The organism is Streptomyces sp. NPDC058375 (assembly GCF_042723425.1).
In the GTDB taxonomy this organism is placed as follows: domain Bacteria; phylum Actinomycetota; class Actinomycetes; order Streptomycetales; family Streptomycetaceae; genus Streptomyces; species Streptomyces durocortorensis.
Window position 1 is genome coordinate 1 of the sequence record NZ_JBHXJG010000105.1, and the last position, 24,372, is coordinate 24,372.

Consider the following 24,372-nt stretch of genomic DNA (forward strand, 5'->3'; position numbering starts at 1 on the left):
GACCTGCACCGGGGCGCCGGGCCCCTCCCGGGTCAGCTCGAACGCGCCGCGCTCCGGCAGCCCCGGCCCATCGGCCCCGGACGGCGGGCCAAGCACGACGGCCCGGTCCGCGCCCGCGTCGTCCAGCAGTGCGGCGGCCTCTGGCGACCCGTCGACCAGCGACGGCGGGGTTTCTGAGACGATCACCGTCAGCGGCGGCGTCTGGGTGCGGGAGCCCGGACCGGTGTCCGTGTCGGTACTGTCCGCGGTGGGCGAGCCGGTGGCTCCGTCGCCGGGCGCCTCACGCGTCGCAGGGCCGTCGCCGGTCTCATCCGTTGCGCGCACGTCCCCGGTGGAGCCGTCGGTGTCGACCTCGGCCCGGCCGGGCGTGCCGTTCGCGCCGGGAGCGATGTCCGTAACGTCCACACCGGTCTCGCCGAGCGTGTCCGCCCCCGTCGGCGCACCACTTACCGGCGGGGGCGTCGGCGCGCCCTCCCCCACGAATGCCGGGTCCGCGGTCACCGGGTCCACGGTCACCGGCGTGCCGAAGCTCTCCAGCGCCCGGCGTACCTCGTCGGCGTCGATCTGCACGGCGGGCCCGTCGCCGGTGGGCATCACCCGTATCTCGGGGTGCTGCGACAGGTTGCCGTACAAGCCCTCGCGTACGCCGATCTCGGCCGGGCCGGGCGGCTGTTCGCCGCGGATGGCGGCCAGGTCGCGCAGCGCCTGGTCCCGCACCTCGGCAGGCCCCTCGTGGACCTGCTGCCACAGCGCGTCCTCCGCGGCGGTCACCGGCAGCGGACCCGGCGTGTACGAGGGCGGGTCCACCGGGACGTACGGCGGCGGGTCCGCGGGCGTGTACGGCGGCGGACTCTCCGCCAGGTCCGGGCGCGGGGAGGGGCCGCCGACGAAGTCGTCCAGGCCGGTGGGGTGCGGGGCCACGGGCTGGGGCGAGCCGGGCCCGGCTGCGTCGCCGTCCGAGGACTCCGTACGCGGAGGGCCGCCGGTGCGGCCGGAGCCGTCGCCGTCGCCGGTCCGTGCGGGATCGTCGGAGCCCAGGCCGTTCGAGACGGTGGGCGGCTGGTTGCGCAGGTTCTCGATGGCGGTGCGGAATTCGTTGCCGGTGTTGACGGCGATGTCGGCCAGCCCGCCCTCGACCCAGCTGCTGACACCCGCGCCGACGAACGTGGTCCAGTTGGAGGAGAAGTCGCCCTCGAACGCGCCCTTGACCAGGACTTCGCCGAGCGACTCGCCGCCGCCGGCCGCGGCGAAGTCGAGGACGCCCTTGAGCCCGTAGTGCCCTGCGAGCGCGCCTGGCCGGTCGGCGTTGTTCTCCAGCAGGCGGTAGTTACGCAGCAGGTCCGGGTTGGAGCGCCAGACGGCCGGGTCGTAGCGGAAGGTGAACGGACGGTCGCGGAGGAAGGCGGGCGGGTCGGTGTTGACGTCGGGGCGGGGGCGGTCCTTCGGGCCGCCGCCGGGTGCCGGCACCGGATCGGGGTCCGGCTTCGGGTTCGGCCTCGGCTCCGGTGCAGGCTCGGGGCCGGGCTTCGGTTCCGGCTTCGGGTCGGGCCCGGGCTCCGGTTTGGGTTCGGGCTTCGGTTCCGGGGTCGGTGTGTCCGGGCCGGGCTTCGGCTTGGGGTCCGGGGTGTCGAGCTTCAGGTCGGGGCCGGGGTCGGGCTTGTCCTTGAAGGGGGGCCCGTCCTTCAGGAAGTTGGTGTCGTAGCTTCTGACGATGTTCTTCGCCCAGTTCTCGAAGACGCTGGTGAAGAACCCCGCCGCCGCGCCGAAGGCGGCCGCTTTGCCGATGTCACCCCAGTCGATCCCGTCCGGGCGGCGCCCCTCGGGGGCGAAGTTCATCATCGCCAGCCGGACGGCGAAAGTGGTGAACGCCTCCGCCAACGCCTCGCTCAGGGCGGGCATCAGGTGCAGCCGCTTGAGCAGGTGGCTGAAGAGGGTGAGGAGCACGAACCGGCTGCGCAGCTTGGCCATCAGGATCTGGCTGGCGGAGGCACCGCCGGTGAAGAAGGACAGCGCGAGATAGATCGCGATCTCGATGAGCAGCCGGACGATCTCCGCGATGACCTGCCACTTGGACTCCATGACGTCCATGCCGGTCTTGCGGCGGCCCTGGCCGATCCCGTCGAGCTGCTTGGTGAACTCCAGCAGGTAGTTCTTGCCCTGGTCGTCGATGAGCGCGCCCATCGCCTGCTTGTAGGAGCTCGACAGCTCATCCGGCATGGCCTGCGCGATGTCGTGCACCGATTTCTCGATCAGCGCGGACAACTGCTCGACCTTGCGGGCCATGTCGGTGAAGTTGTACTGGCTCTGGTCCGCCAGGTCCTCGTCGATCGTGGTGAGGAACTCCCCGGTCAACGCGAAGATCATCGCGTTGATCTCCGGCGTGGGCATGATGCTCAACTGCGGCCGCCCCCGGTGGTGCGCGGGCAGACGGGAGCGGCCGCTCCCCCGGTTCTGCGGGAGCGGCCCCCGGCACGGGAATCAGCGGCGGGCATGGCCGCCGGTGTCATCGCCGAACACACCGTTGGCCTCGGCCCGGCTGTTGTACTTGCTGATGCCTTCGAGGTTGGTGTCGCGGGTCGAGCGCACCAGGTAGATCTGGTCCTTCATCGCGGCGGTGCTGGCGCTGAGCGCGTCCCGGAAGCCGGTCATGGTCTCCGTGACCTTCTGCGTCTCCTCCCGGTCCCGCTCGGTTGCCTTCTGGCTCATCTCGTCGGTGCCCGCCGCCGTGCCGACCCAGCCCGCTGTCCCGTACACGTCGTCCCTGAACTCGGTCAGGATCGACATGGCCAGGTCCGCGATCTGGTCCTGCTGCTCGGTCAGCGAAGCCACCCGGTTCGGGTCGAAGTAGTAGCGCCCGGCCATGTCAGTCCTCACCGTCCTCGTCGAGCGCGTCCCGCCAGGCTGGCTTGCCCCCGTCCGGCTGCGACCGCTCCTCGTCGTCCTCGCGGAGCACCTCGGGACCGAAGATCCGCTCCCAGTCCACTTCGAAGCCCGGCAGCTCCGGAACCGCGCTGCTGGGCTCGGTGAACGGCGTCATCGCCTTCATGACATGCCGGTTCATCGCGACCCGGGCCTCGCTCGCCGCCTCCATGACGCTCGCGGCCAGGGCCTGGGGCGACATGTCTCGGTACTTGTCCTCAAGGAACTCCAGGCTGGTCAGCTCCCCCTGCGAGCCCACCGTGCAGCGCACCGCGCGATCGGAGGAGACGCGGGCGAACGAGGCCTGCCGCAGTTCGCGTTCGGTCCGCGCGATGGCTTCCTGGGCCTGCTGAAGCTCGGCCATCGCCGTCTCCAGGCGCTTCTCCAGAGGTTCCGGCATGCCGTGGTCCCTTCTCCGTTCCGTGTCGCCCCTCGTGCGGCGCCGGCCGAACCGGTCCGCACGATGATCAACTCTGATGATTCTGCTCGTGACCGCCAGGTAAGGAAAGCGGGTACGGCTCACGATCCCTATGGGATAGGTCTCTTCCGCGCTCCGCAGCGCGGCGTCTTCGCGGTCACCGTCCGATCACCGCGGGACTGCCGCCCTCCTCGGTCCCCCAGACGTCCTCGTCCTCCTCCAGATAAGCGGAGGAGCTGGTGGCCCGGCGGCCGCTGTCCTGCTCCTCCTCGCCCCGCGTCTCACCGCCGCTGCTGGTGGTCGTGGGCCGGGGGGCGGGGGCCAGGAACGTGTCTTCGCCCTCCTGCCGGTTCCAGGCGCCCCGGCGTCGGCGCTTGCGGCGCTCGCTCTCCTCGGCCGCGTCGACCAGGACGGCACGCACCCGTTCGCCGTTGCCCTTCTCCCCGGCGCCGCCGGCGCCCATGCCCGCGCCGCCCATCGGCATACCGGGCGAGCCGGGCATGCCTGGGGAGCCGGGGGCTCCGGGTGTCTGGCCGGGGGCTGCGGGTGTCTGGCCGGGGTTGAGCCCGTTGCCGGAGCCGTCGCCGAGCGGGCCGCCGCCGCCCAGGGCGGCGAGGTTGTTGTCGAGGCCGGCGGAGTTCCCTCCACCGTTGTTGAGGCCGAGGTTGGACAGCGGCAGATCACGGGAGATGGTGCTCGGTCCGCCGTCCCCGGAGCCGTTGCCGCCCAGCCCGAGGTTGTCGAGGTCCGGCAGGTCGCTGGTCTGCCGGTTCAGGTCGGAGCCCAGCCCGTCCAGGTCCACGGTGCGGGTGTTGCCATCCGGGTCGGTGACGGTCGTACGCCCGGTCTCCGGGTCCACGATCTGAGTGGTGCCGTCCGGGAACGTCGTCTTGAGCATCCCGTTGTCCAGCACCGTCTTCGACCCGTCCGGGTTGGTCACCGTCGCACCGTGCGTCAGGTCCACGGTCTTCGTCGAACCGTCCGGGTTCGTGGTCGTCAACTGACCCGTCTCGGGATCGAACGAGCTGCGGCTGCCGTCCGGGAACACGTTGTCCAGATCACCGTCGAGGCCCAGCGAAGTACGCCCGCCCGTCGGCGTCTCCAGCCCGCTGTCGTTCCCGCCGAGACCCAGGTCGCCCAGCCCGTCGAACCCGTCGTTCGCACCGTTCAGACCATCCAGGCTGCCCAGATTGCTGGTCGACGTACTGCCGTCCGGGTTCGTCGTGACGGTCTCCCCGGTCCGGGGATCGACGACCTGCTTCGAACCGTCCGGGAAGCTCGTCGTCAGATTCCCGTCCCGATCCAGCGACGTGACCGAACCATCCGGATTGGTGATCTTCGCACCATCACCGAGATCCACGGTCTCCGTCGAACCGTCCGGGTTCGTGGTCGTCAACTGACCCGTCCCGGGATCGAACGAGCTGCGACTGCCGTCCGGGAACACGTTGTCCAGATCACCGTCGAGGCCCAGCGAAGTACGCCCGCCCGTCGGCGTCTCCAGCCCGCTGTCGTTCCCGCCGAGACCCAGGTCGCCCAGCCCGTCGAACCCGTCGTTCGCACCGTTCAGACCATCCAGGCTGCCCAGATTGCTGGTCGACGTACTGCCGTCCGGGTTCGTCGTGACGGTCTCCCCGGTCCGGGGATCGACGACCTGCTTCGAACCGTCCGGGAAGCTCGTCGTCAGATTCCCGTCCCGATCCAGCGACGTGACCGAACCATCCGGATTGGTGATCTTCGCACCATCACCGAGATCCACGGTCTCCGTCGAACCGTCCGGGTTCGTGGTCGTCAACTGACCCGTCCCGGGATCGAACGAGCTGCGACTGCCGTCCGGGAAGTCGGTGGTGATCCCTCCGCCGTCCCGGAGCCTGGTGCTGCCACCGGTCGGCGTGTTCAGGCCACCGACCGGCCCGCCGTTGCCGAGGAGGTTGCCCATGCTGCGGGTGAACTCCTCGTTCGGGCTGTTCCCGCCGAAGTTGCCGAGGCTCTGGGTCGGCGGGGGAATGACCGGCGGCGGGAGGGGCTGCCCGTTACCGCCCAGCGTGCTGTCGTCGCCCAACGGCGAGTTCAGGTTGCCGAGGTTGTTCAACGCGCTGTTGTTGGCGTTGCCCAGGTCGTTCAGGAAGTCGTTGTTGGCGTTCCCGAGGTTGTTGAGGTCGTCGAGCGCCTGGTTGTTGATGTTCCCGAGGTCGTCCAGGACGGTCTTGTTGTTGTTCCCCAGGTCTTCCAGGATGTCGTTGTTGCTGTTCCCGAGGTCGTTGAGTATGTCGTTGTTGTTGTTGTTCAGGTCGTCGAGTATGTCGTTGTTCTTGTTGTTCAGATCATCCAGAATGTCGTTGTTGTTGTTAGTGAGGTCGTCGAGTATGTCGTTGTTGTTGTTGTTGAGATCGTCCAGGAAGTCGTTGTTGTTGTTATTGAGCTCGTCGAGCCACTTGTCGATGTCCGGCCCACCGTCGCCGCCGGGGTCGTTGAGCTTGTCGTCGGCGTAGTCCTCGCCCGCGGTGCTGGTGGTCTTGGGCTTCGGGACGTTCTCGGTGAAGTCCTTGGTGAGGTCGAGGAAGCGGTTGTTGAGCTTCGACGTCTCCGTGATGGCGGGCCGGACGAGTTCCTGGTCGACGCCCTGGTTCCAGAGCTCGACGGCCCTCTCGCCCACCTTCTTCCAGTTGGCGATGTCGCTCAGGTCACCGTAGTCCGGGTGTTCCTGGAGGAAGCCGCCCTGCGGAGAGTGCGTGACACTGGTGTAGCCGGCGCCCTGATAGCCGCTGTGGTAGGTGGCCTCGATGTCGCTCTTGCTGATGTTGTTCTCGTTGACCCAGCGGGCGAGGTCGTCCAGTACGAAACGCAGCACGCGCAGCGGATCGTAGTAGTCGGTCTGCGCCCACGTCAGCCAAGCGTCCAACAGGCTGGAGGCGGTGTCCTTGAGGCTCTGGCTCCCCGTGTTCAGAGCGCGGGAGTACACCGTGCTTCCGGCGCCGCTCGCACCGTCCGCGCTCGATGACGCCCCGAAGGTCTCCACGTAGCCCTCGTAGTTGTCGTGCACCTTCTTCAGGAGGTCACGGAATATGTCGGCCGCCTCCCCCTTCCAGCTCGCGTCCTCCCGGGCGAAGCGGTCCTCCCAGTCCTTGAGGATCACCGCCTTGTCCTTGAAGAACTGCGCGGCCCGGTCGAAGGACTCCCCGGTCTCGGCGAAGGACTTCAGCACCACCGCGTTGGCGTCGTCCACCGGGAGGTCGGCGAACTTTACGCCTTCGGTGCCACCGTCCCGCAGGGCGATGAGCGCGGCTCGCGGCCCGTTCATGTACCGGGCCAGCGGGATGGTGCTCATCTCCTGGTCGTTGTAGTCCTTGAACTCGTTGCCCTCCCGGACGCCGGCGTCGTCGACGTCGTCGGCGTCCGTGCCGGCGAAGTGGATCTCGTTGTCCGACTTCACCCGGCCCTCGAAGACGATGCGGGCCTGCATGAGCGAGGACTTCTTGTTCTTGTTCAGGAAGAAGATGTCGTAGTCCTGGCCCTCGTTCACCAGGAAGCCCGACTCCGAGACGACGGACTTCAGGTCCCGTTCACGGATGTCCATCCGGAACAGCGGGCCCCCGCTGGTCGAGGTGAGTTTCTCGAAGATCGTCTTGCGGTCCGGCACCGGGTACCCGGTGATGTGCGTGACCAAAGTCGCCCAGGCGTCCGACGTTTCGGAGTCGAACCCGTCGAGCTTGTCGAAATTGGCTTCGGAGTTCGGGTCCTCGTTCTGAACCTCAGCCACGGGTGCCCCCTTCGGTACAGGTCCCGGTCAGGACGCTTCCTCGTCTTCGCCACCCGAGCCGCCGACAGTGAGGGCGTCCACCTCGTCAAAAGTCTGGAGCAGCGTCTGCGCGTCGATCGCCTCGAGGTTCTTGTCCTTGGTCTTGTTGGCTTCCTCGATCGTCTCGGTGAGGGCTTCCTTCAGCTCCTTGAAGAGCGTCACCTGCTCACCGAGGAGCTCGTCGATCTTGGTGGCGGACGTGGTGATGGCGGTCAGCAACGTCTTGCCGGAGACCAGGTCCTCATGTTCGCCACGGCCGATATGACCGATCCGCAGGATCTGGTCGCTCTTCTTCGGGTTGTCCGCAGTGGTGTATCCGGCCACCAGGTCACCGAGCGGGCGGATGCCACTGTCGGGCGTGTCCTCCCGGGTGACCTTGGCGTCCTTGCGTACCGGCTCGACCTCCAGGTCCCGGAAGTTCTCCATCTGCTTGAGGTCAAAGTGCTTGACGTCGGCCTTCTCAGCCATGGGACGTCCTCCTGGGATTCGGTGCCGGGCGGCTCGGGAACTGACGGGCGGCGGCGGTCAGGTCGCCCGCACCGCGACCGGGCTCCACCACGCCACGGTGGCGGGGTGGAATCCGGAGGGGAACTAGCGGGCTCGCACGCCGCCCCAGTTGTCGGCGCTCCTGCGCTCGTCACGGGAGTGGTTGTCGTGGATGCTCTGGACCAGCTCGCCGCTGTCGCCCAGGAGCAGGGCCATGTTCTTGGTGGCCTGGTCCCACTCGGCCTGGACCCCGCGGTACATCGCCTGGTCGTCACCCTCCCAGGAGGTGATGAGCGGCTTCAGCTCGTCCTCCAGGTTGTTGAGGGTGGTGATGATCTGCTTGGTCTGCTGGGTCAGCTCCTCGATCGCGTTGCGGACCGTGGAGTACTGCACATCGATGATGCCGTCGGCCATGACATCTCCTCTCGGGTGGCCGGGCGCCAGGGCCCGGGGGTGCTCACGGGTTCCGGCCTCCGCGAACGGGACCGGTACCGCAGGGGACGCGGGTCAGCGCAGCGCCTCGAAGACGCCCTGGCTGGTCTTGCTGTTGAGCACCTCGGTGAGGTCCTGGTTCTCCTTCGCCAGCCGGTCGGCCGACGTCACGTTCTCCTGGAGCGCGTCGACCATCTTGCTGATCTGCACGACCACCTTCTGGGCCTCGCCGTTCCAGCTGCGGAACAGCTTCAGCAGGGCCTGGCCCTCGTCGCCCCCGACGCCCGAACGCGCGGCGATCTCGGCGACGTTGTTCTGGATCTTCTCGACCGCTGCCCGGGCCGACTCCAGCGAGGAGACGCCTCCCAGGCCCTTGGCATAGTCCGCCCGCCTCTGGGCACTGTCCGCCATGTCGCGCTCCCTTCGTTGAGTGACTTCTGGTCGCACCGTTGCACGCTGAGGCTAAAGAGAACCCACCGTCCTCCGCAACGTATGCAGGGAAGATTTGAGCATAGTTCTGCGGGTCAGAATCCTTGCATGCCAACGGAGTTGTCCGAAGGTTTCCACGAAATGAACGCGGACCACCCGCCGTCCGTCCGTACCGGCCGATGCGGACGGGAAACGGTCAGCCGAAGAATCCGAACGGTCATCGAGGCAGCCCGTTTCCGGCGCGGCGCGCCCCTTTCGCGGGACTCCCCGGATGGGCCGGCGATCAATTGTCTGAGCTTTTTCTGAGGTTTCCCTCCGCGCACGCCGCACGCCGAATAGGGGCCCGCCGACGCCGAGTCATGACTGGAGTTCCGCCTCCCACCCTTTTCTCTTTCTTCGGCACCGTATGGGGGATTTGGCCCGGCTCATGGCCGGGAGTCACCTCTCCGCGCCGTGTCGGACTCGCCGCACTTCGGGGCGGTGATCCTGGGCTCCGCGGCGCCGGAGGCGGTGGCCGGATCGAGGTCCGCGCCGGTCGGCAGGGCCGCGAGCAGCGGTGCGGGGACCGAGCCGATGTCCCCCTCCCCGTACCCGAGGGCCTCCAGGGCGTCCTTGGCCGGGACGCGGTATTTCACGCCGTTCTCCGCCACCAGGTAGGTCGTCCCCGCGTGCGCCGCGCCGCTGGCGTGCAGGGCCCGGACCAGGGCGCCGCGCCCGGGGCGTACCACCGTGGCGTCCGTCCGGGCGCAGGCGTCGGCCAGCGGCTGGGCTGCCCCCTGCGAGAACGCCACGGGGGCGAGCCCGGTGAGCGGGGCCAGCACCGACCGGATCCGGGCGCCGCCGTCGCCGCCGTCCACCTGGGCGCAGAGCGCACTGCCGCGGGGTGCGGACTGCGGGAGCGGCGGTGTACGGGGCAGCTCGGCGGCGGGTCCGGCGGCGGCCGTCTCCTTCGCCCGGTGCGTACGGAGCGCGTCGGCGCCGGCCGAGCGGGCCTCGGGCGAGCGCCCCTGGTAGGCGTCCTTCTGGGTGGCCGGGTCGCCCAGCACGAGGGCGGCCTCAAGACCGGAGAGCGGCACGAGGCCGTCCTTGCGCAGCAGGTGGTACGTGCTGCCTCCGCCGGGCACGCTCACCTCGAAGAGCTGGCCGACCGTGCTCGGCTCACCACCGATAGCCGGGCCCTTCTCCCCGCGTCCCGGGACCTCGGGCGGCTTCAGGGCGGGGCCGGGGGCAAGTGCGTCGAGGAAGGCCGCTGAGACCGGCATGGCCCGTTCGGAGCCGTAGCCGAGGGCGTTGCGGGCGTCGGATCCACGGTCCAGGGGGAGTCGGCTGCCCCGCCACACCAGGTACTCGGTGCGGTCCGGGCCGCTGACGAGCACTCCGCGGTCGGCGCCGACGTCCTGACTCTCCAGCGGCGCCCCGGCGACCAGCGTGGTGGCTCCCGCCTCGTCCGCACCGGCGCCCGTCACGGCGCCGGAGGTGCTGGGCAGCGCACCGTCCGGGCCGGTGACGCACATGTGCCAGGCGCCGGCGTCCAGCTGTCCGGGCCCGGGGAGGGTGTCGGGTGCGCCGGGGATGCCGGCCGGGGATCCGACGGGGACGTCCCGCAGCGAGGCGGTGGAGACGTCGACGGCCTTCAACTGCGGGCCTCCGATCAGCCTGGCCGAGGCATAGTTGCGCACCGGGTGGAGTACGCCGTCGGTGCCGGTCCACAGGTAGCGGGCGCCGGTCTCGCGGTTGACCACCAGGTTCTCGCCCTTGCGCCAGGTCTCGTTCCCGCCGGGGCGCAGGAGCCCGTAGACGGTGGCGCCGGCGCCGATGAGGACGGTCACCAGGATGCCGAAGACGACCCCCCGGGTCGTCCGGCCCAGCGGGCTCTCCGGGGCGTCCGGGTCAGCCGTCAGCAGGCCCGAGCTGAGCCTGCCCATCATGAAACCGTGGGCCTGCACCTGATCGCGCTTGGACTGCACAGCCTCTCCTCAACTCTTCTTCGATGGACCGGCGTACGGGGAGACTCAGCCGAACAGGCCGCGCAGCCAGCCGAACAGGCCCGCCACCCACAGGGCGAACGGCAGCAGCGCGACCGCGAGGCCGGTGTGGGCCAGCTCCGCCGCCCGGCCCCAGTACGGCAGCACCCGGCGGCCGGGCACGACCCAGGACGCGGTGATCAGGGCGGCCGCGGCGGCGAGCAGCACCGCGAAGACGATCACGCGGCCGTCGGCGTCGCTGTCCACCGCCCAGGCGCGGGCCAGGAGCAGCAGCCCGCAGATCCCCGGCACGGCCAGGGTGAACCGCTGACCGATATGGATCAGGTCGCGGGAGTGCAGGAGCAACAGCAGGGACAGGGCGAGCGCGGTGAGCGTCTCGGGCAGGTCCGGAGTGTGGGCGAGGACGGCCAGGGCGGCGACGGCGATGGCGCCGGTGGCGGCGAAGAGCGCGGCGACCCACCGCCCGGCGAGTTCGGTGCGCTCGGCGACCTCGTCGCCCGCGTACGGGTCGATGCCTTCCTGGAGCTGCCCGGCCGAGGAGGGCAGCGAGGGCATCCGCATCCCGGCCAGTTTGAAGGCGAAGGGTGCCACCGACCCGGCGGCGAGCGCGACCACCGTGGCCACCAGCGCCACGGCGGCGGGCACGTCCAGGCCGGTGTAGCCCATCAAAGCCCCGGAGACGGCGGTGGCGACCGCGACCACGGCGGTGGCCAGCAGAGCGGGCGCGCCGACGGCGGTCGCGGCGAGCGCGAGGACCGCGCCGCCCGCCGCCGCGGCACCCGCCGCGAGCAGCCGAGCCCCCGCGACCTGCTCCGCGTCGGGGCCGGTCAGGTCGCCGCCGGGCAGCACCCAGCCGACCAGGGCGAAGCACGGGGCGACCAGCAGGCCGAGGGCGGTCGCGGACAGGCGGTCGCCGACCGCGCGGCTGGCGGAGCCCGCGCCCGCGAGGAGCAGCGCCCCGGCCACGGCCGCGCAGGCGGCGCGGGTGGCGGTGGAGTCGGTCACGCCGGGCCGGAACACCAGCACCAGGGCGGCCACCACGCTCGCCACGGCGGTGCCCACCAGCAGGCCCCGGGCCGCGCCGGCGTGCCAGGTGTGCAGACGGCGGCCCACCGTCTCGGCTATCCCGTCGACCAGGTCATCGAGCCGCGCCTCGGGCAACGCCTCGGTGTGCGGGCGCAGATGGAGCACCGCGCCGTCGGCAAGACCCGCCCGGGCCAGGGTGGTCTCCTCATCGAGCGGGGCGTCGCCGAGCCGCTGGAGCACCCAGCCGGCGTGGTCGAGTCCGGCCTCCTCGGCCTCCTCACCGACGTACCGCAGCAGGGTGGGGAGCAGATCGGCGACCGGTACGTCGGCGGGCACGGCCAGATCGATGGTGACGCTCGGCGCACGTACGGTCAGGCGGCACGATTCGGCCACCGCACTGTCGGTCATCAGCAGAACTCTCGTCTTCCGTGCGGGATTTGACGGGAAGCTTCCCCGGGAGCGGAAAGGTGCGAACAGTACGGATAAGTCCGCGTGGCTGTGAACCGGGGGCCGGGCAGGGAAATTCTGCCCGCGCACCCGGGCGACCGCCACTCCCGCGTGGACAGGGCGCGTTCCGTGAATGCAGACTACTGCCTGCGGCCACCGGCCGTGCTGCGGGCCCGGGTAAGGAATCCGGCAAACGGGCGGCCAGCACGGAAGTTGACCGCTCCCGCTATCCGCTCGAAACATTCACCCGACGTTCATCGACGCACCCGCGCCCGCGGAATCCGTCGGGTGTGGTCTTTCCTCCCCCGGGTGCGCCGGTATTCGGAGCGGACGAAAGCCAGTGAACCGGAGGTTCTCTTCCTTGAGTGTCGTGCTGTTTCGCCGCCCGGCCCGCAGGCGCGGCCCGGAGATGCCCGAGGGGCAGTTGACCCTCCAGGAGCCGCCGGTCCTCTCCGAGACGACGCCCGACACCTCGGCGGTGTGGACCTATCTGCCGATGGCCCTCATGTCGGTCTCGATGATGTTGATGTTCCTGCGCCCCGGCGGCGGGAACAGCGTTTTCATGTATCTGGCGATGGGCGTCATGGCGCTCTCCGCCGGCGCCATGCTGCTGGGGCAGCTGATGCGCCGCTCCAGCGAGCGCAAGCAGCGGCTGAAGGGCGAACGCCGCGATTATCTGCGCTACTTGGCCCAGACCCGCAAGCGGGTGCGGACCACCATCGCGGAGCAGCAGCGGGCGCTCGCCTGGCGTCACCCGGAGCCCGCGTCGCTCCGCTCCCTGGCCCGCACCTCACGGCTGTGGGAACGCCGCCCGGCCGACGAGGACTTCGGCGAGGTCCGTCTCGCGGTGGGGGAACAGCAGCTCGCGCTCACCCTGAACCCGGTCTCCACCCGGCCGGTGGAGGATCTCGAACCCCTCTGCGCGCACGCGCTGCGCCGCTTCATCCGGGCCTACTCCACCATCCCGGAGCAGCCGCTGGGGCTCTACCTGCGCTCCTCGGCCCGGATCCTGCTGCGCCCGGAAGACTCACCGGACGGGGCACCGGACGGCGCTCAGGCCCCGGAGCAGGACGCCGTACGGGCCCTGGTGCGGGCGATGCTCGGGCAGCTGGCGGTGTTCCACGCCCCCGAGGAGCTGTGGCTCGCGTTCTGTGTCAGCGACGAGCGGCGGGCCGACTGGGAGTGGGTCAAGTGGCTGCCTCATGTGCTGGATCCGCACGAGGAGGACGGGGCGGGGCAGGCCCGCCGGATCACCGCCGACCTGACCGAGCTGGACGATCTGCTCGGCGCCGAGTTCGCCGAGCGCCCCGGTTTTGACCCGGACGCCCGGCCCGGCCGGGACGAGCCGTACACGGTCGTCGTGCTGGACGGCGTGGGCGTCCCCGAAGGCCACCGCTGGGAGGGCCACGGTTACCGCAACGCCCTGATCCTGGACGTGTCCGGGGCGCTGCGCTGGCGGGCCGGCCGCAACACACTGCGTCTCACCGTGGGGCCCGACCAGGTGAACCTGGTGCGCACCGACCGCAGTCGCAAGGAGCGTTCGGTGCCGCTCGGCCGCCCCGACCGGCTCGGTCCGCTCGGCGCGGAGTCACTGGCCCGGCTGCTCACCCCGCGCCGGATGAGCCTCGGCACCGACATCGCGCAGCCGCTGGACACCGATGTCGAGCTGACCACCCTGCTCGGCATCCCGGATCTGCACCGGCACGACCCGCAGACCCTGTTCGCCCGGCATTCCGGCTCCGGCAGGCTGCGGGTGCCGATCGCGGTGGGCGTGGACGGCCGCCCGGTCGAGCTCGACATCAAGGAGTCGGCGCAGGGCGGGATGGGCCCGCACGGCATGCTCATCGGCGCCACCGGCTCCGGCAAGAGCGAGCTGCTGCGCACCCTCGTCCTCGGGCTCGCCCTGACCAACTCCTCCGAGACGCTCAACTTCGTCCTGGTCGACTTCAAGGGCGGCGCCACCTTCCTCGGCCTGGAGGAACTCCCGCACACCTCCGCCGTGATCACCAACCTGGCCGACGAAGTCGCCCTGGTGGAACGCATGCAGGACGCCCTGCACGGTGAACTCATCCGCCGACAGGAGCTGCTGCGCTCGGCGGGCAACTACACCTCGGCCCTGGAGTACGAGCGGGCCCGCGCCGCCGGAGCCGACCTGGCGCCGCTGCCCAGCCTCTTCGTGGTGGTCGACGAGTTCAGCGAACTGCTCTCCACCCACCGGGAGTTCATGGAGCTGTTCGTGATGATCGGCCGCCTCGGCCGCTCGCTGGGCGTGCATCTGCTGCTCGCCTCGCAGCGCCTGGACGAGGGGCGTATGCACCAGCTGGAGAGCCACCTTTCGTACCGCGTCGGGCTGCGGACCTTCTCCGCGATGGAGAGCCGCGGTGTGCTCGGTGTACCGGACGCCTACGAGCTGCCCGCCGCGCCCGGCAGCGGCTATCTGAAGTCCGGGGTGGAGGCCCTGACCCGGTTCCGTGCCGCGTACTCCTCGGGGACGTACCGGCGCAGGACCGGTGCGGTGGTGCAGGCCCGGGTGGCGAGCCAGGTGGTGCCGTGGACCAGCGGGTGGGTGGTGCCGCGCACCCTGGAGACCCCGCCCGACCCGGAGCCGGAGACGGAGGAGGCCGAGGACGAGGAGGCACTGCTCGATGTGGCGCTGGACCGGCTGCGCGGCTCCGGGCCGGCCGCCCACCAGGTGTGGCTGCCGCCGTTGGACGAGCCGTCGCCGCTGGACGCCCTGCTGCCCGGTATCGCACCGGACAAGGAGCGCGGCCTGACCGCCGTCGGCTGGCCCGGTACCGGGAAGCTGCGAGTCCCGGTCGGGCTGGTGGACAAGCCGTTCGAGCAGCGGCGCGACCCGCTGATCGTGGATCTCTCCGGGGCGGGCGGCCATGTCGCCGTCGCGGGCGGTTCGCAGAGCGGCAAGTCCACGGTCGCCCGGACCCTCATCGCCGCCCTCGCGCTCACCCACACCCCTTCCCAAGTGCAGTTCTACTGCCTGGACTTCGGCGGCGGCGGCCTCTCCCAGCTCGCCGCGCTCCCGCACGTCGGCGGGGTCGCGGCGCGGCTCAACCCGGAGCGGGTGCACCGGGCGGTCGCCGAGGTGATGGCGCTGCTCGTCCGCCGTGAGCAGTTCTTCGTGGACCACACGCTGGACTCCATGCAGTCCTACCGGCGTCGCCGGGCCGCCGGGGAGTTCCCGGACGAGCCGTTCGGCGATGTGTTCCTGGTGGTCGACGGCTGGTCGACGGTCCGCCAGGACTACGACGACCTGATCCCGAAGTTCAACGAACTCGCCGCCCGGGGCCTCAACTACGGCATCCACCTGATCATCACCACCACCCGCTGGGTGGAGTTGTCCGCGCAGGTCCGCGACCAGGCCGCGACCCGTCTTGAGCTGCGGATGGGTGACCCGATGGACTCCGAGATCGACACCCGCAAGGCCCGCTCGGTGCCGCGCACCGGTGGCCGGGGCATCACCGCCGACAGCAAGATGCACTTCCTGGCCGGTCTGCCCCGCCTGGACGGCAGCGGCTCCTTGGAAGACCTGGGCGAGGGAGTGGCCCACCTGGTCGCGGAGATCGCCCGGCACTGGTCCGGCCCCTCCGCCCCGCAGGTGCGGATGCTCCCGCACCGCCTGCCGGTCTCCGAACTCCCGGCCCCCGAGGCCACCGAGGGCGGCGGAATGCGCCTCGCGCTCGGGCTCGACCAGGACGCGCTGGAGCCGGTCTGGCACGACTTCAGCCGGACCCCGCACCTCATCGCGGTCGGCGACACCGAGAGCGGCAAGACCAACCTGCTGCGCCTCATCACGAAGGGCATCACCAGCCGGTACGCCCCCGAGGAGGCGAAGATCATCGCGGTCGACTACCGCCGCACCCTGGTCGACGCCATCCCCGAGGAGTACCGCATCGGGCACGTGATCTCCCTGGACAACCTCAACGAGACCATCGAGGGCGCGGCCCGCGCGATGAAGACCCGGGTGCCCGGGGCCGACATCTCGCCCGCGCGGATGCGCAGGTCTGACTGGTGGACGGGTCCGCGCCTGTTCATCCTGGTCGACGACTACGACATGGTGTCGAGCAACTCCTTCCAGAGCCCCTTCGAGCCGCTCTTCGAGCATCTGACCCTGGGCTTCGAGATGGGCCTGCACCTGGTCGTCGCCCGGAGCGCCATGGGCGCGGGGCGCGGCCTGAGCGACGGGCTGGTCCGCCGTCTGGACGAGGCCAACAACCCGGCCGTCCTGCTCTCCTGCCCGCCCACGGAAGGCCGCCTCTTCGGCAACGCGAAGCCGCTGAACCTGCCGCCGGGCCGGGCCCTGCACATCCAGCGCCGCAAGCCGCGGCTGGTGCAGACGGCCCTGGTGGAGCAGGACTGAGGAGCACGGACAGGAGGCGCCCTCCCGCGCGGAGGGCGCCTCTCGCGTTCAGCCCTTCTCCGGGGTGCCCGCCCCCGCCGGACGCCAGCCCCGGGCGCGGGCCCGGGTGAGGGCGAAGCCGGCCCAGAGGAGGGAGAGGACGCCGGCCGATCCGAGGAGGACGAAGAGGACGGCCCTGCCGGTGGCGCGGTCGGTGTCGGATGTGTCGCGTACGGCCACGGGTTCCGCGGCCCGCTCCGCACCGCCGACCGGCGCGCCCGCATCGCCGAGGACCGTGGTGACGGCGGCGTACGCGTCCAACTGGGGGATGTCGGCCGGGTACGCGGTGGCGGTCAGCCGACGGGTGGCCGCGTCGGCCGGCTCCTCGGGGTGGGTGGCGCGGACGGCCGCGGCTGCCCCGGCCGCGTACGCGGTGGCCACCGCGACTCCGCCGCCGAGGTAGTGCCCCTTCCCGCGCGGCCCACCGGAGACCACCCCGGCTCCCGGGGCGGTCAGGTCGACGCCCTCGGTGGGCAGCGCGCCGTCCGGCCGGGTTCCGGCGGGCAGCATGTCGGCGACCGCGAGGACGCCGGGCTCACCGGCGGGCCAGTAGGTACGGGTGGGGATCTCGTCGGCCGAGCCGCGCGACGGCGGCTCCGGGGTGGCCGCCGCGACCACCACCGCGCCGGCCTTGCGGGCCTCGGCGACGGCTCGGGCGAGTCCGGTGTCCTTGCGCGGGAGGGCCACCGCGACCGCGATCACGTCGGCCTTCGCGGTGGTCGCGGCCCGGACCGCCGCCGTGACGAGCGCGGGGTCCGGCTGCCCGCGCCGGTCGGTGCCGCGCAGGGCGAGGATCTTCGCGCCCGGGGCGACCCCGGCGAGGCGCGGGGTGGGGCCGCCGGTCCCGGCGATCAGCCCGGCCAGGAACGTCCCCTGTCCGACGCAGTCGTCGGCGGCCTGGCCCTGGGCGGTGACGCGGCCGTCGAGTCCTTCGGCCCCGGGGTCGACGCCGGTGGAGATCAGCGCGACGGTGACGCCGTCTCCGGTGGTGTGCCGGTGCAGCCGGTCCAGGTCGAGGCGCTGGCGCGACCAGTCCTGCTTCTTCGCCTGCTCCTTGGAAGCGGGGGTGCAGGCGACGGCCTCGGCCCGCGGATCGAGCGCGGTGGGCATCCCGGGCAGCTCCTGGCCCTTGGCCCCGTCGGCTGCCGGAAGTGCCACCGGCGTACGGGAGAGGGGCTCGGCCTGGGCGGGCAGAGCCGCAGGCACCACGAGTGCGGCGGCGAGAGAGACCCCGTACAGCAGACGGCCCGCTCGGGGCCTGCCGGTCGCCCGTCGCGCGGGCGGCCTCACCGGGGCACCGCCTTCGGGGCCGCGGCCGTGACGTCCGCCGGGAGGAGGATGCGCAGGTCGTCCAGGGTAGGCGCGGCCAGCGAACTGAGCCTGCCCGCCTGGCGGGTGACCATCGACTCGACGACCTGGCGGGCCAGGCGGGCGTTGCCGAAGGACCGGTCGCGGGGCACCGCGTCGAAGTACTCCTTGAGCAGCGGTCCGGTGCCGGGTCCGCATTCGTACCCCATGGCGGTGGCCTGGGCGCGCACGATGGTGACCAGCTCTTCGGAGGAGTAGTCGGCGAAGGCGATCCGGCGCGGGAAGCGGGAGGAGAGGCCGGGGTTGGAGGCGAGGAAGCGTTCCATCTCGTCGGTGTATCCGGCGACGATGACGACGACCTCGTCGCGGTGGTCCTCCATCAGCTTCAGCAGGGTGTCCACCGCCTCCTGGCCGAAGTCGGCACCGCCGCCGCGCGGGGTGAGGGTGTAGGCCTCGTCGATGAACAGCACGCCGCCGCGGGCTTTTTCGAAGACCTCGCGGGTCAACTGGGCGGTGTGGCCTATGTAGCGGCCGACGAGGTCGGCGCGGGCGGCCTCGACCAGCTGGCCGCGCTGGAGCACGCCGAGCTGGGTGAGCACCTCGCCGTAGAGCCGGGCGACGGTGGTCTTGCCGGTGCCGGGCGGGCCGGTGAAGACCAGGTGGTTGCTGAGCGAGGGGACGGGCAGCCCGGCGGCGGCGCGGTGGCGGGCGGTGGTGATGAGGTTGACCAGGTCGGCGACCTCGCGCTTCACCTCGGCCAGCCCGATCATGTCGCCCAGGCGGGTGAGCGGGTCGTCGGCCGGTGCTGCGGTCTCGGCGGTCGACGCGGCGGCGGTGGCGGAGACGTCCTCGGGGAGCAGCAGCCGCAGATCGTTCTCACTGACCTGGGTCTGGGCGGAGAGCCGGATCGCCTGCCGGTCCACCATCTCCTCGAACACCCCGCGCGCGGCACGGCCGTTGCCGAATCCCGCGTCCCGGTCCATGGCCCCGAAGTGGGCGGCGAGCGCCTGGTCCGTCCCCTCCCCCAGCTCGTACTGGTGCTGGGTGCACATGCTCTCCATGATCGCGACCAGGTCGGGCACGGAGTAGTTCTCGAACTCGACGGTCCGCGAGAAGCGGGACGCGAGGCCCGGGTTGGAGCTGAGGAAGGACTCCATCTCGCGGGAGTATCCGGCCGCGACCACGACCACGTCGTCGCGGTGGTCCTCCATGAGTTTCAGCAGGGTGTCCACCGCCTCGCGGCCGAAGTCGGCGCCGCCGTTTCCGCTGTCGGCGGTGAGGGTGTACGCCTCGTCGATGAACAGCACGCCGCCCAGCGCCCGTTGGAAGGTCTCGGAGGTCTTGATGGCGGTGCCGCCGACGACTTGGGCGACCAGGTCGGCCCGGGAGACCTCGACCAGGTGCCCGCTGCGCAGCGAACCCAGCTCGGCCAGGATCGCCCCGTAGAGGCGGGCGACGGTCGTCTTACCGGTGCCGGGCGGGCCGGCGAAGATCAGGTGTCTGCTCATCGGCGGTGCGGGCATGCCGAGTTGTTCGCGGCGCTGGGCGAGCTGGGTGAGGTTGACCAGGGTGCGTACCTGCTGCTTGACGTTCTCCAGGCCGATCAGCGCGTTGAGGGCGCCGAGCGGCCCGTCCGCACGGTCCGGCGGGGGCGCGTCGGCGGCGCCGGAACCGGCCGGGTCGGTGTTCTCGGCGCTGCCGCTGCCCCAGGCGTCGCGCTTGCCGTTGCCGACGCTGTTCAGACCGTCCACGGCGAGCCGTTCGCCGGGCGCGGTCTGCACCAGGCCGCCGCCCTCGTTCTCCCGGGCGGTGCAGTTGACGAGCGAGACAGGGGCGGTGGACTCCACCCGGAAACCGTCCTGAGCACCCCCGCCCGCCTCGCAGCCGCTGAGCGAGGCGAGAGCGCCCTCGCGGAGGAGGAAGCCGTGGCCCTTGGGGGCGTGGACGGTGGTGCGGTTGGCGGTCAGTTCACCGCCCGCCGCGACGACCACGCCCTCCTCGCCGGACATCTCGACGCGGAAGTCGCGGACGGTGACGTTGCCGCCGTCCTCCACGACCAGTCCGCTGGTGGCGGTGTCGGAGACCCCGCCACCCGCCAGGTAGAGGGTGGAGCCGGAGGCCACCCGGACACCGGCGCCCTTGGGCCGCACGATCTCGCAGTCCTCGACGCGGCCCCGGGCGTCCTTGGTTGCCGCGATGCCGTCACCGGCGGGCTCCACCAGCCGGGCCCGGCGCAGCAGCGGGTTGGCTCCGCCCTGCAGAGCGACGGCCGGCGAGGACCCGATGACCTCCAGGCGGTCCAGCTCGGGCGCGGAGTCCTCCTCCAGAAGCAGCCCGGTCCCTTCGCAGTCGCGGACGGTCAGGCCGGTCAGCGCCGGGGAGGACGCCCCGGCGACCCGCAGTGCGGCGCCCTGCGCCCCGTCCACCCAGCAGTCCTCGAAGGTGCCGCGCGCCCGGTCGGTGACGAACAGTCCGTGCCCACGTGCGCGCGAGACACGGCAGCGGCGCAGTACGGGATCAGTGCCCGCGGCGAGGACGATCCCGTTGCCGGAGGCGCCGGTGACGCGGATGTCCTCCAGGGTGGTGCGGCCCGCGGTGCTCAGGTGCACACCGGTGCTGGTGTCGTGCACGACGGTGCGGACGACCGAGACGGCGGAATTCTCCTCCAGGGCGATGGAGGGCTTGTCGGTGGAGGAGATGTCGCAGTCCTCGACGGTGCCCCGGGTCTCCCCGTTGGCGAGCAGCCCGTTGCCCCGGGCGCCCCGCACCGTGCAGTCGCGGACGCGCGCCTCGCCCTGTTCGGCGAGGACGATGCCACTGGTGCCGAGGTGTTCGAGCGTGCAGGACTCGACGGTGGTGGGGGTGGTGGAGGTGACGACGATGCCCGCGCCCTGCGGGTTGCTCACGCGGCAGTCCCGCAGCGCGAGGGAGCCGGTCCCGCCGGCCAGCATCGCGGTCCAGGCGGCACCGACGATCTCGCACCCGTCGAGCGCGGCCTGCCCGCGCCGCACGTCCACGGCGGGCAGCTCGGAGTCCCCGCCGCGCAGGGTGAGTTCGGAGAGCATGACGGCGTCGGCACGCAGCGCGATGACGCTGCCCGAACGCGGCCGGATCTCCACCGTGCCCCGTCCCTCGGCGGCGGTGAGGGTCACCCGGGTGTGGATCACCAGGTTCTCCGCGTACGTCCCCGGCCGGACGCTGATGAGCGCACCGGTACGGGCGACGGCGAGCGCCTCACCGATCGTGGAAAAGCGGTCCGCGGGGCCGACCGTCAGTACCTGGCGCGACACGCACCAACCTCCTCGCTACGGCGGCGTCCTGTCCGGACGCCCCTCTTCGCCGGGGACGCGGTTCGGCGGTCCGGCGATGCCATCATGCCTCGCCCGGGGCGGCGCGGGGATGCCGGGAGCGGGCTCCCGGCATCCGGACGCCCGGGTCAGGTGCTCCACTTCTGGTTGTCGAGACCCGTGCACTCCCACAGGATCAGGTAGGTGGACGGGCCCCTGCTCTTGCTGTGGTTCGGGATGTCGACGCACTTGCCGACCGCGGTGTTGACCAGGTCATGGGCGCCGTTCAGGGTGAACTTCTGGGCGTCGGCGCCGTTGCACCAGGCGAGCTGGATACGGGCGCCGTTGGTGAAGTTGGCGTTGGCCACGTCCAGGCACTTGTCCCTTGCCCGGATGGTGCCGTCCGAGCCGAAGCGCCACTTCTGGGCGTCGGCGCCGTTGCAGTCCCACATGAACAGCGGCTGGCCGTCGTTGAAGTTGTGCCCGGGGACGTCGAGGCAGCGGCCGGAGAGGTGGCTGCGGAAGGAGACGGGCCCGCTGAACGTGACGGCGGGCTGGGCCTTGGCGGGCTGGTTCTTGCCACCGCCGCTCCCGGCCTCGGCCTTCTCCTTGGACGAATCCGCCTTCTTCGGCGGGCCCTTGGGGGCGTCGTCCTGCTTCGCCTCCTCCTTACCGCCGTCCGCCGGAGGGATGGCCGGCACGGGGTTGCCGGCCTTCTCCGGCTTCGCCTCGTCCTTCTCTGCGGGCGCGCTGGTCTCGGGCGCGGTGACGGCGAACTCGCCCGGCGCCTCCGGTCCGCTCCCGTCGAGGACGGTCCCGGCCGCCGCCGCGTTCGTCCGCTTGGGCCCGTCGTCGTCGTTCCCGGCGAGCACGAGGAAGGGCACCGACACGAGCACCGCCCCCACGACGGCGGCACCCGCGAGTGCCGCCTTCCCCGGCCGCCCCACAGGCCCCGCTTCCTGCTGGGGCTGCCCGATCGCGGTGGCGGTCATGGTCCGTACGAGGGCGGGGAGCCGGCTCTGGGCGGCGGCGGAGGCCCCGGGGTCGGTCTCGGGGTCGGAAGCGGAGGCGGTGGCGGCCTCGGGGGCTGCGGCCTGGGCGTCGGGGGCATGGGCGTCGGGGCGCTCGCCCTTCTCACCCTGCTCGCCCTTTTCAGCCTCCTCGGCCTCCCCGGTCTTCGGGGCCTTCGCGACCTCCGGGGCCTTCTCGGCTTCCGGGGTCTTAGCAGCCTCAAGGCCCTTCTCCGCCTCAGCGGCCTCGGCTGCCGCTGCTTCGGTCTTCGCCTGTGCGGGAGCGGAGTCGGGGGTCTGCTGGGACGACGAACGCGTCACGGGGTCCTCCCTGTGGTGTGGGGCCAAGGTTCGGTCGGGGCAGGGCCGTCGGCCTCGGTCACCGGGCCGGAGCTCACGGCACCGGCAAGGCTGTCGGCGGGAACGAGCAGCGGAGCCGCGGCACCGGAGTTGACCATCAGCAGGACGCCGGTCTCCGCCAGCGACCCGGCCAGCTCCCGGGCGGACACGGTGTCATGGTGAAGTGCCGCGGACATGAACGCGTGTGTGGGCGAGGTGAACAGGAGCACCACCGGCGCCCCGTCCCGCCCCGCGGCCATGAGCGGCCCGCCGTCCCGCCCGCGTACGACGGTGACGTCGGCCTCCGCGAGTGCGGCCAGCGCCTCGTCCACCGTGCCGTAACCGGTGGCGGCCCGCTGGGCGGCCGCGTCCACCGGATCGGTGGGCTCCGGCCAGCCGAGGACGCGGGCCGAGGGACGGTAGTCGGGGTTGGCGCGGTACTCGCCCACGCTCCCGCTCTCGTCCGATTGCCACTCCCCCAGCACGGCCCACTCCGGCGGCGTCCGCGCCTGCGTCCACTCCGGATCGACGATTCCGATCCAGTGGCCGGGCGCACGACGTGCGGCGTCCTTCACGGCTTCCGGCACGAGGGAGGCATCCACCTGAACTCTTGACTCCGTACGATTCTTTGAGTGCCGAACGGCCTCAACAGGATGTCATACGAGCTCCGTTCGCGGGGTCCGACAGCGGGCCCGTATCGGCCGTCTGCCTGCCCGTTTGCTGCCCGAGCGGGGAACTTTCCGGGACAGGAAAGGCGTGGGATGACAAAGCGACGGAGACGTATCGAGGCGAGCGACTTCTCCCGCTCCTCCGACGGGCTACGTTGGGCTCGCCCACGAGGAGGAGTCAGCGCATGCCCCCCGAACCCCCCGCCCCCGGCGCCGAGTCCGCGGCAGCAGCCACGGAGAAGTCCGGCGCCACTTCCCCGCCGCCCGCCACGGAGAAGTCCGGTCCCGCGTCCCCGCCCCCCGCCGCGTCGGCCGAGGCGTGGAAGACCCGGAGCGAGGCCGCCGCGACAGCCGGCACCGAGGAGACCCCGACCGAGCCCGCCGCAACGGCCGGCACCGAGAAGCCCCAGGCTCCGGCCGAAACCGAACCCGAAACCAAGGCCACCACCACAGCCGCAGCCACAGCCGCGCCCGAGGAATCCCCGAAGGCCGCCGCCCCGTCCGAGCCTTCGTCCACGGCGCGGACGATCGAAGCGCCCGAGGGCCGCACGGAGGGCGTCGCACTGGCCGCGGCCGTCGCCGCGAAGCCGGAGACCAAGACCCTCACCGCCGCAGACAGGGGCCGCCCCCGCACACCGGTCCTGGCGGGAGCCGTGTTCGTCGGAGCCGCCCTGGTCGCGATACCCGTGCTCCTGATGGGCAGCGCGAACGACGAGAAGCCCCGTAACAGCGGTACGGCACCGGTCGCCGGGAGCGCCGACACGGTCCTCAACCCCGAGTCGGCCCCGGCGGCCCTGGACGACTACGTGGCGGTGAAGCCCACACCGTCCCCGACGGAGCAGAAGAAGACCACCCCGCCGAAAGCCGCTGCCGTACCCGTGGTCCCCCCGCCCGCACCCCGCACGAGCGCCCCCGCCGAGAAGCCGAAGGCCTCACCGAAACCGAAGCCCAAGGCGGCCCCGAAGCCGGACTGGGGCACCCAGACGGTCTCCGCGACCAGCTCCATCGGGGTCGGCCAGTCCTGGGCCACCAACCGCATCCGCATGACGATGCAGCAGGACGGCAATCTCGTCGTCTACAACGAGCAGAACAAGCCGATCTGGGCCGCCATGACCTTCGGCCAGAACCACCGGGCGATCTTCCAGCCCGACGGCAACCTGGTCATCCACAACGGCGACGACCGAGCCATCTGGGCCTCCAAGACCCATGACTTCGGCGGCGCCCAGATGGTCCTCAGGCCCGACGCCAAGGTGGTCATCGTGCACAACGGCAAGGTGGTCTGGTCGACCTGACCGGTACCGCCGGACCGCCTTCTCCGGCGTAGCGGCGACGGTCGTGGCGCAACCGGCGGTCGGCGCCTGACCGGTTCGTACTCCGCAGGGCCGCCCCGGAAGGGGCGGCCCTGCGG

The 24,372-nt window shown here is 71.5% G+C and carries 14 protein-coding genes and 1 pseudogene; 2 read left to right on the plus strand and 13 right to left on the minus strand.

All coding sequences use genetic code 11. The annotated features are described in order from the left end of the window. From ACFWM7_RS18570 to eccD, 9 genes and pseudogenes are all read right to left on the minus strand, one after another. Nucleotides 1–2,388 (minus strand): annotated as a pseudogene (locus ACFWM7_RS18570) (hypothetical protein); the annotation flags it as partial. A gap of 90 nt (nucleotides 2,389–2,478) precedes the next feature. Then, entirely contained in the window at nucleotides 2,479–2,862 is a 384-nt protein-coding gene (locus tag ACFWM7_RS18575) for a hypothetical protein (RefSeq protein WP_383262004.1), read from the minus strand. Nucleotide 2,863: 1 nt separating this feature from the next. Beyond that, the gene (locus tag ACFWM7_RS18580; RefSeq protein WP_383262007.1) at nucleotides 2,864–3,319 is read right to left on the minus strand and encodes a YbaB/EbfC family nucleoid-associated protein; all 456 of its coding nucleotides are present in this window, start codon (nucleotides 3,317–3,319) and stop codon (nucleotides 2,864–2,866) included. Between the two features lie 175 nt (nucleotides 3,320–3,494). Beyond that, nucleotides 3,495–7,094 (minus strand): AAWKG family protein, encoded by a 3,600-nt coding sequence (locus ACFWM7_RS18585; RefSeq protein WP_383262010.1) that lies wholly within the window; start codon nucleotides 7,092–7,094, stop codon nucleotides 3,495–3,497. Nucleotides 7,095–7,121: 27 nt separating this feature from the next. After that, nucleotides 7,122–7,601, minus strand: coding sequence for a type VII secretion system-associated protein (locus tag ACFWM7_RS18590; protein WP_383262013.1), 480 nt, complete (start codon nucleotides 7,599–7,601; stop codon nucleotides 7,122–7,124). Between the two features lie 123 nt (nucleotides 7,602–7,724). Beyond that, a complete protein-coding gene (locus ACFWM7_RS18595; RefSeq protein WP_007457487.1) occupies nucleotides 7,725–8,033 on the minus strand; it encodes a WXG100 family type VII secretion target in 309 nt (102 codons plus the stop codon). 93 nt (nucleotides 8,034–8,126) lie between these two features. Further along, nucleotides 8,127–8,462 carry a hypothetical protein gene (locus tag ACFWM7_RS18600; RefSeq protein WP_383262017.1) on the minus strand — a complete coding sequence of 112 codons (336 nt, stop codon included), beginning with the start codon at nucleotides 8,460–8,462 and terminating at the stop codon, nucleotides 8,127–8,129. Nucleotides 8,463–8,905: 443 nt separating this feature from the next. After that, on the minus strand, nucleotides 8,906–10,447 hold the full coding sequence (gene eccB, locus ACFWM7_RS18605; protein ID WP_383262019.1) for a type VII secretion protein EccB: 1,542 nt from the start codon (nucleotides 10,445–10,447) through the stop codon (nucleotides 8,906–8,908). Between the two features lie 45 nt (nucleotides 10,448–10,492). Further along, the gene (gene eccD / locus ACFWM7_RS18610; protein ID WP_383262023.1) at nucleotides 10,493–11,899 is read right to left on the minus strand and encodes a type VII secretion integral membrane protein EccD; all 1,407 of its coding nucleotides are present in this window, start codon (nucleotides 11,897–11,899) and stop codon (nucleotides 10,493–10,495) included. Between the two features lie 400 nt (nucleotides 11,900–12,299). Between eccD and eccCa the strand changes: the two genes are divergently transcribed. Continuing rightward, nucleotides 12,300–16,313, plus strand: a complete 4,014-nt coding sequence (gene eccCa / locus ACFWM7_RS18615; RefSeq protein WP_383262025.1) for a type VII secretion protein EccCa — start codon at nucleotides 12,300–12,302, stop codon at nucleotides 16,311–16,313. Nucleotides 16,314–16,361: 48 nt separating this feature from the next. On the opposite strand, the gene ACFWM7_RS18620 is transcribed toward eccCa, so the two are convergent. From ACFWM7_RS18620 to ACFWM7_RS18635, 4 genes are all read right to left on the minus strand, one after another. Beyond that, entirely contained in the window at nucleotides 16,362–17,642 is a 1,281-nt protein-coding gene (locus ACFWM7_RS18620; protein ID WP_383262027.1) for a S8 family serine peptidase, read from the minus strand. After that, the gene (locus tag ACFWM7_RS18625) at nucleotides 17,639–20,950 is read right to left on the minus strand and encodes a right-handed parallel beta-helix repeat-containing protein (RefSeq protein WP_383262030.1); all 3,312 of its coding nucleotides are present in this window, start codon (nucleotides 20,948–20,950) and stop codon (nucleotides 17,639–17,641) included. Before ACFWM7_RS18625 ends, ACFWM7_RS18620 begins: the two co-directional genes overlap by 4 nt. Before the next feature lie 146 nt (nucleotides 20,951–21,096). Continuing rightward, complete coding sequence (locus tag ACFWM7_RS18630) at nucleotides 21,097–22,278, minus strand: ricin-type beta-trefoil lectin domain protein (RefSeq protein ID WP_383262035.1); 1,182 nt, start codon at nucleotides 22,276–22,278, stop codon at nucleotides 21,097–21,099. Further along, entirely contained in the window at nucleotides 22,275–22,898 is a 624-nt protein-coding gene (locus ACFWM7_RS18635; RefSeq protein WP_383262041.1) for a type VII secretion system-associated protein, read from the minus strand. Before ACFWM7_RS18635 ends, ACFWM7_RS18630 begins: the two co-directional genes overlap by 4 nt. Before the next feature lie 251 nt (nucleotides 22,899–23,149). Between ACFWM7_RS18635 and ACFWM7_RS18640 the strand changes: the two genes are divergently transcribed. Further along, a complete protein-coding gene (locus ACFWM7_RS18640; protein WP_383262046.1) occupies nucleotides 23,150–24,256 on the plus strand; it encodes a mannose-binding protein in 1,107 nt (368 codons plus the stop codon). Nucleotides 24,257–24,372: the final 116 nt, after the last annotated feature.

Bases quoted from the DNA above. Each gene is read 5' to 3' on its own strand.
- ACFWM7_RS18600 (WP_383262017.1), bottom strand. From the start codon at position 8,462: ATGGCGGACAGTGCCCAGAGGCGGGCGGACTATGCCAAGGGCCTGGGA.
- ACFWM7_RS18575 (WP_383262004.1), bottom strand. From the start codon at position 2,862: ATGGCCGGGCGCTACTACTTCGACCCGAACCGGGTGGCTTCGCTGACC.
- ACFWM7_RS18595 (WP_007457487.1), bottom strand. From the start codon at position 8,033: ATGGCCGACGGCATCATCGATGTGCAGTACTCCACGGTCCGCAACGCG.
- ACFWM7_RS18590 (WP_383262013.1), bottom strand. From the start codon at position 7,601: ATGGCTGAGAAGGCCGACGTCAAGCACTTTGACCTCAAGCAGATGGAG.
- eccD (WP_383262023.1), bottom strand. From the start codon at position 11,899: ATGACCGACAGTGCGGTGGCCGAATCGTGCCGCCTGACCGTACGTGCG.
- ACFWM7_RS18580 (WP_383262007.1), bottom strand. From the start codon at position 3,319: ATGCCGGAACCTCTGGAGAAGCGCCTGGAGACGGCGATGGCCGAGCTT.
- ACFWM7_RS18640 (WP_383262046.1), top strand. From the start codon at position 23,150: ATGCCCCCCGAACCCCCCGCCCCCGGCGCCGAGTCCGCGGCAGCAGCC.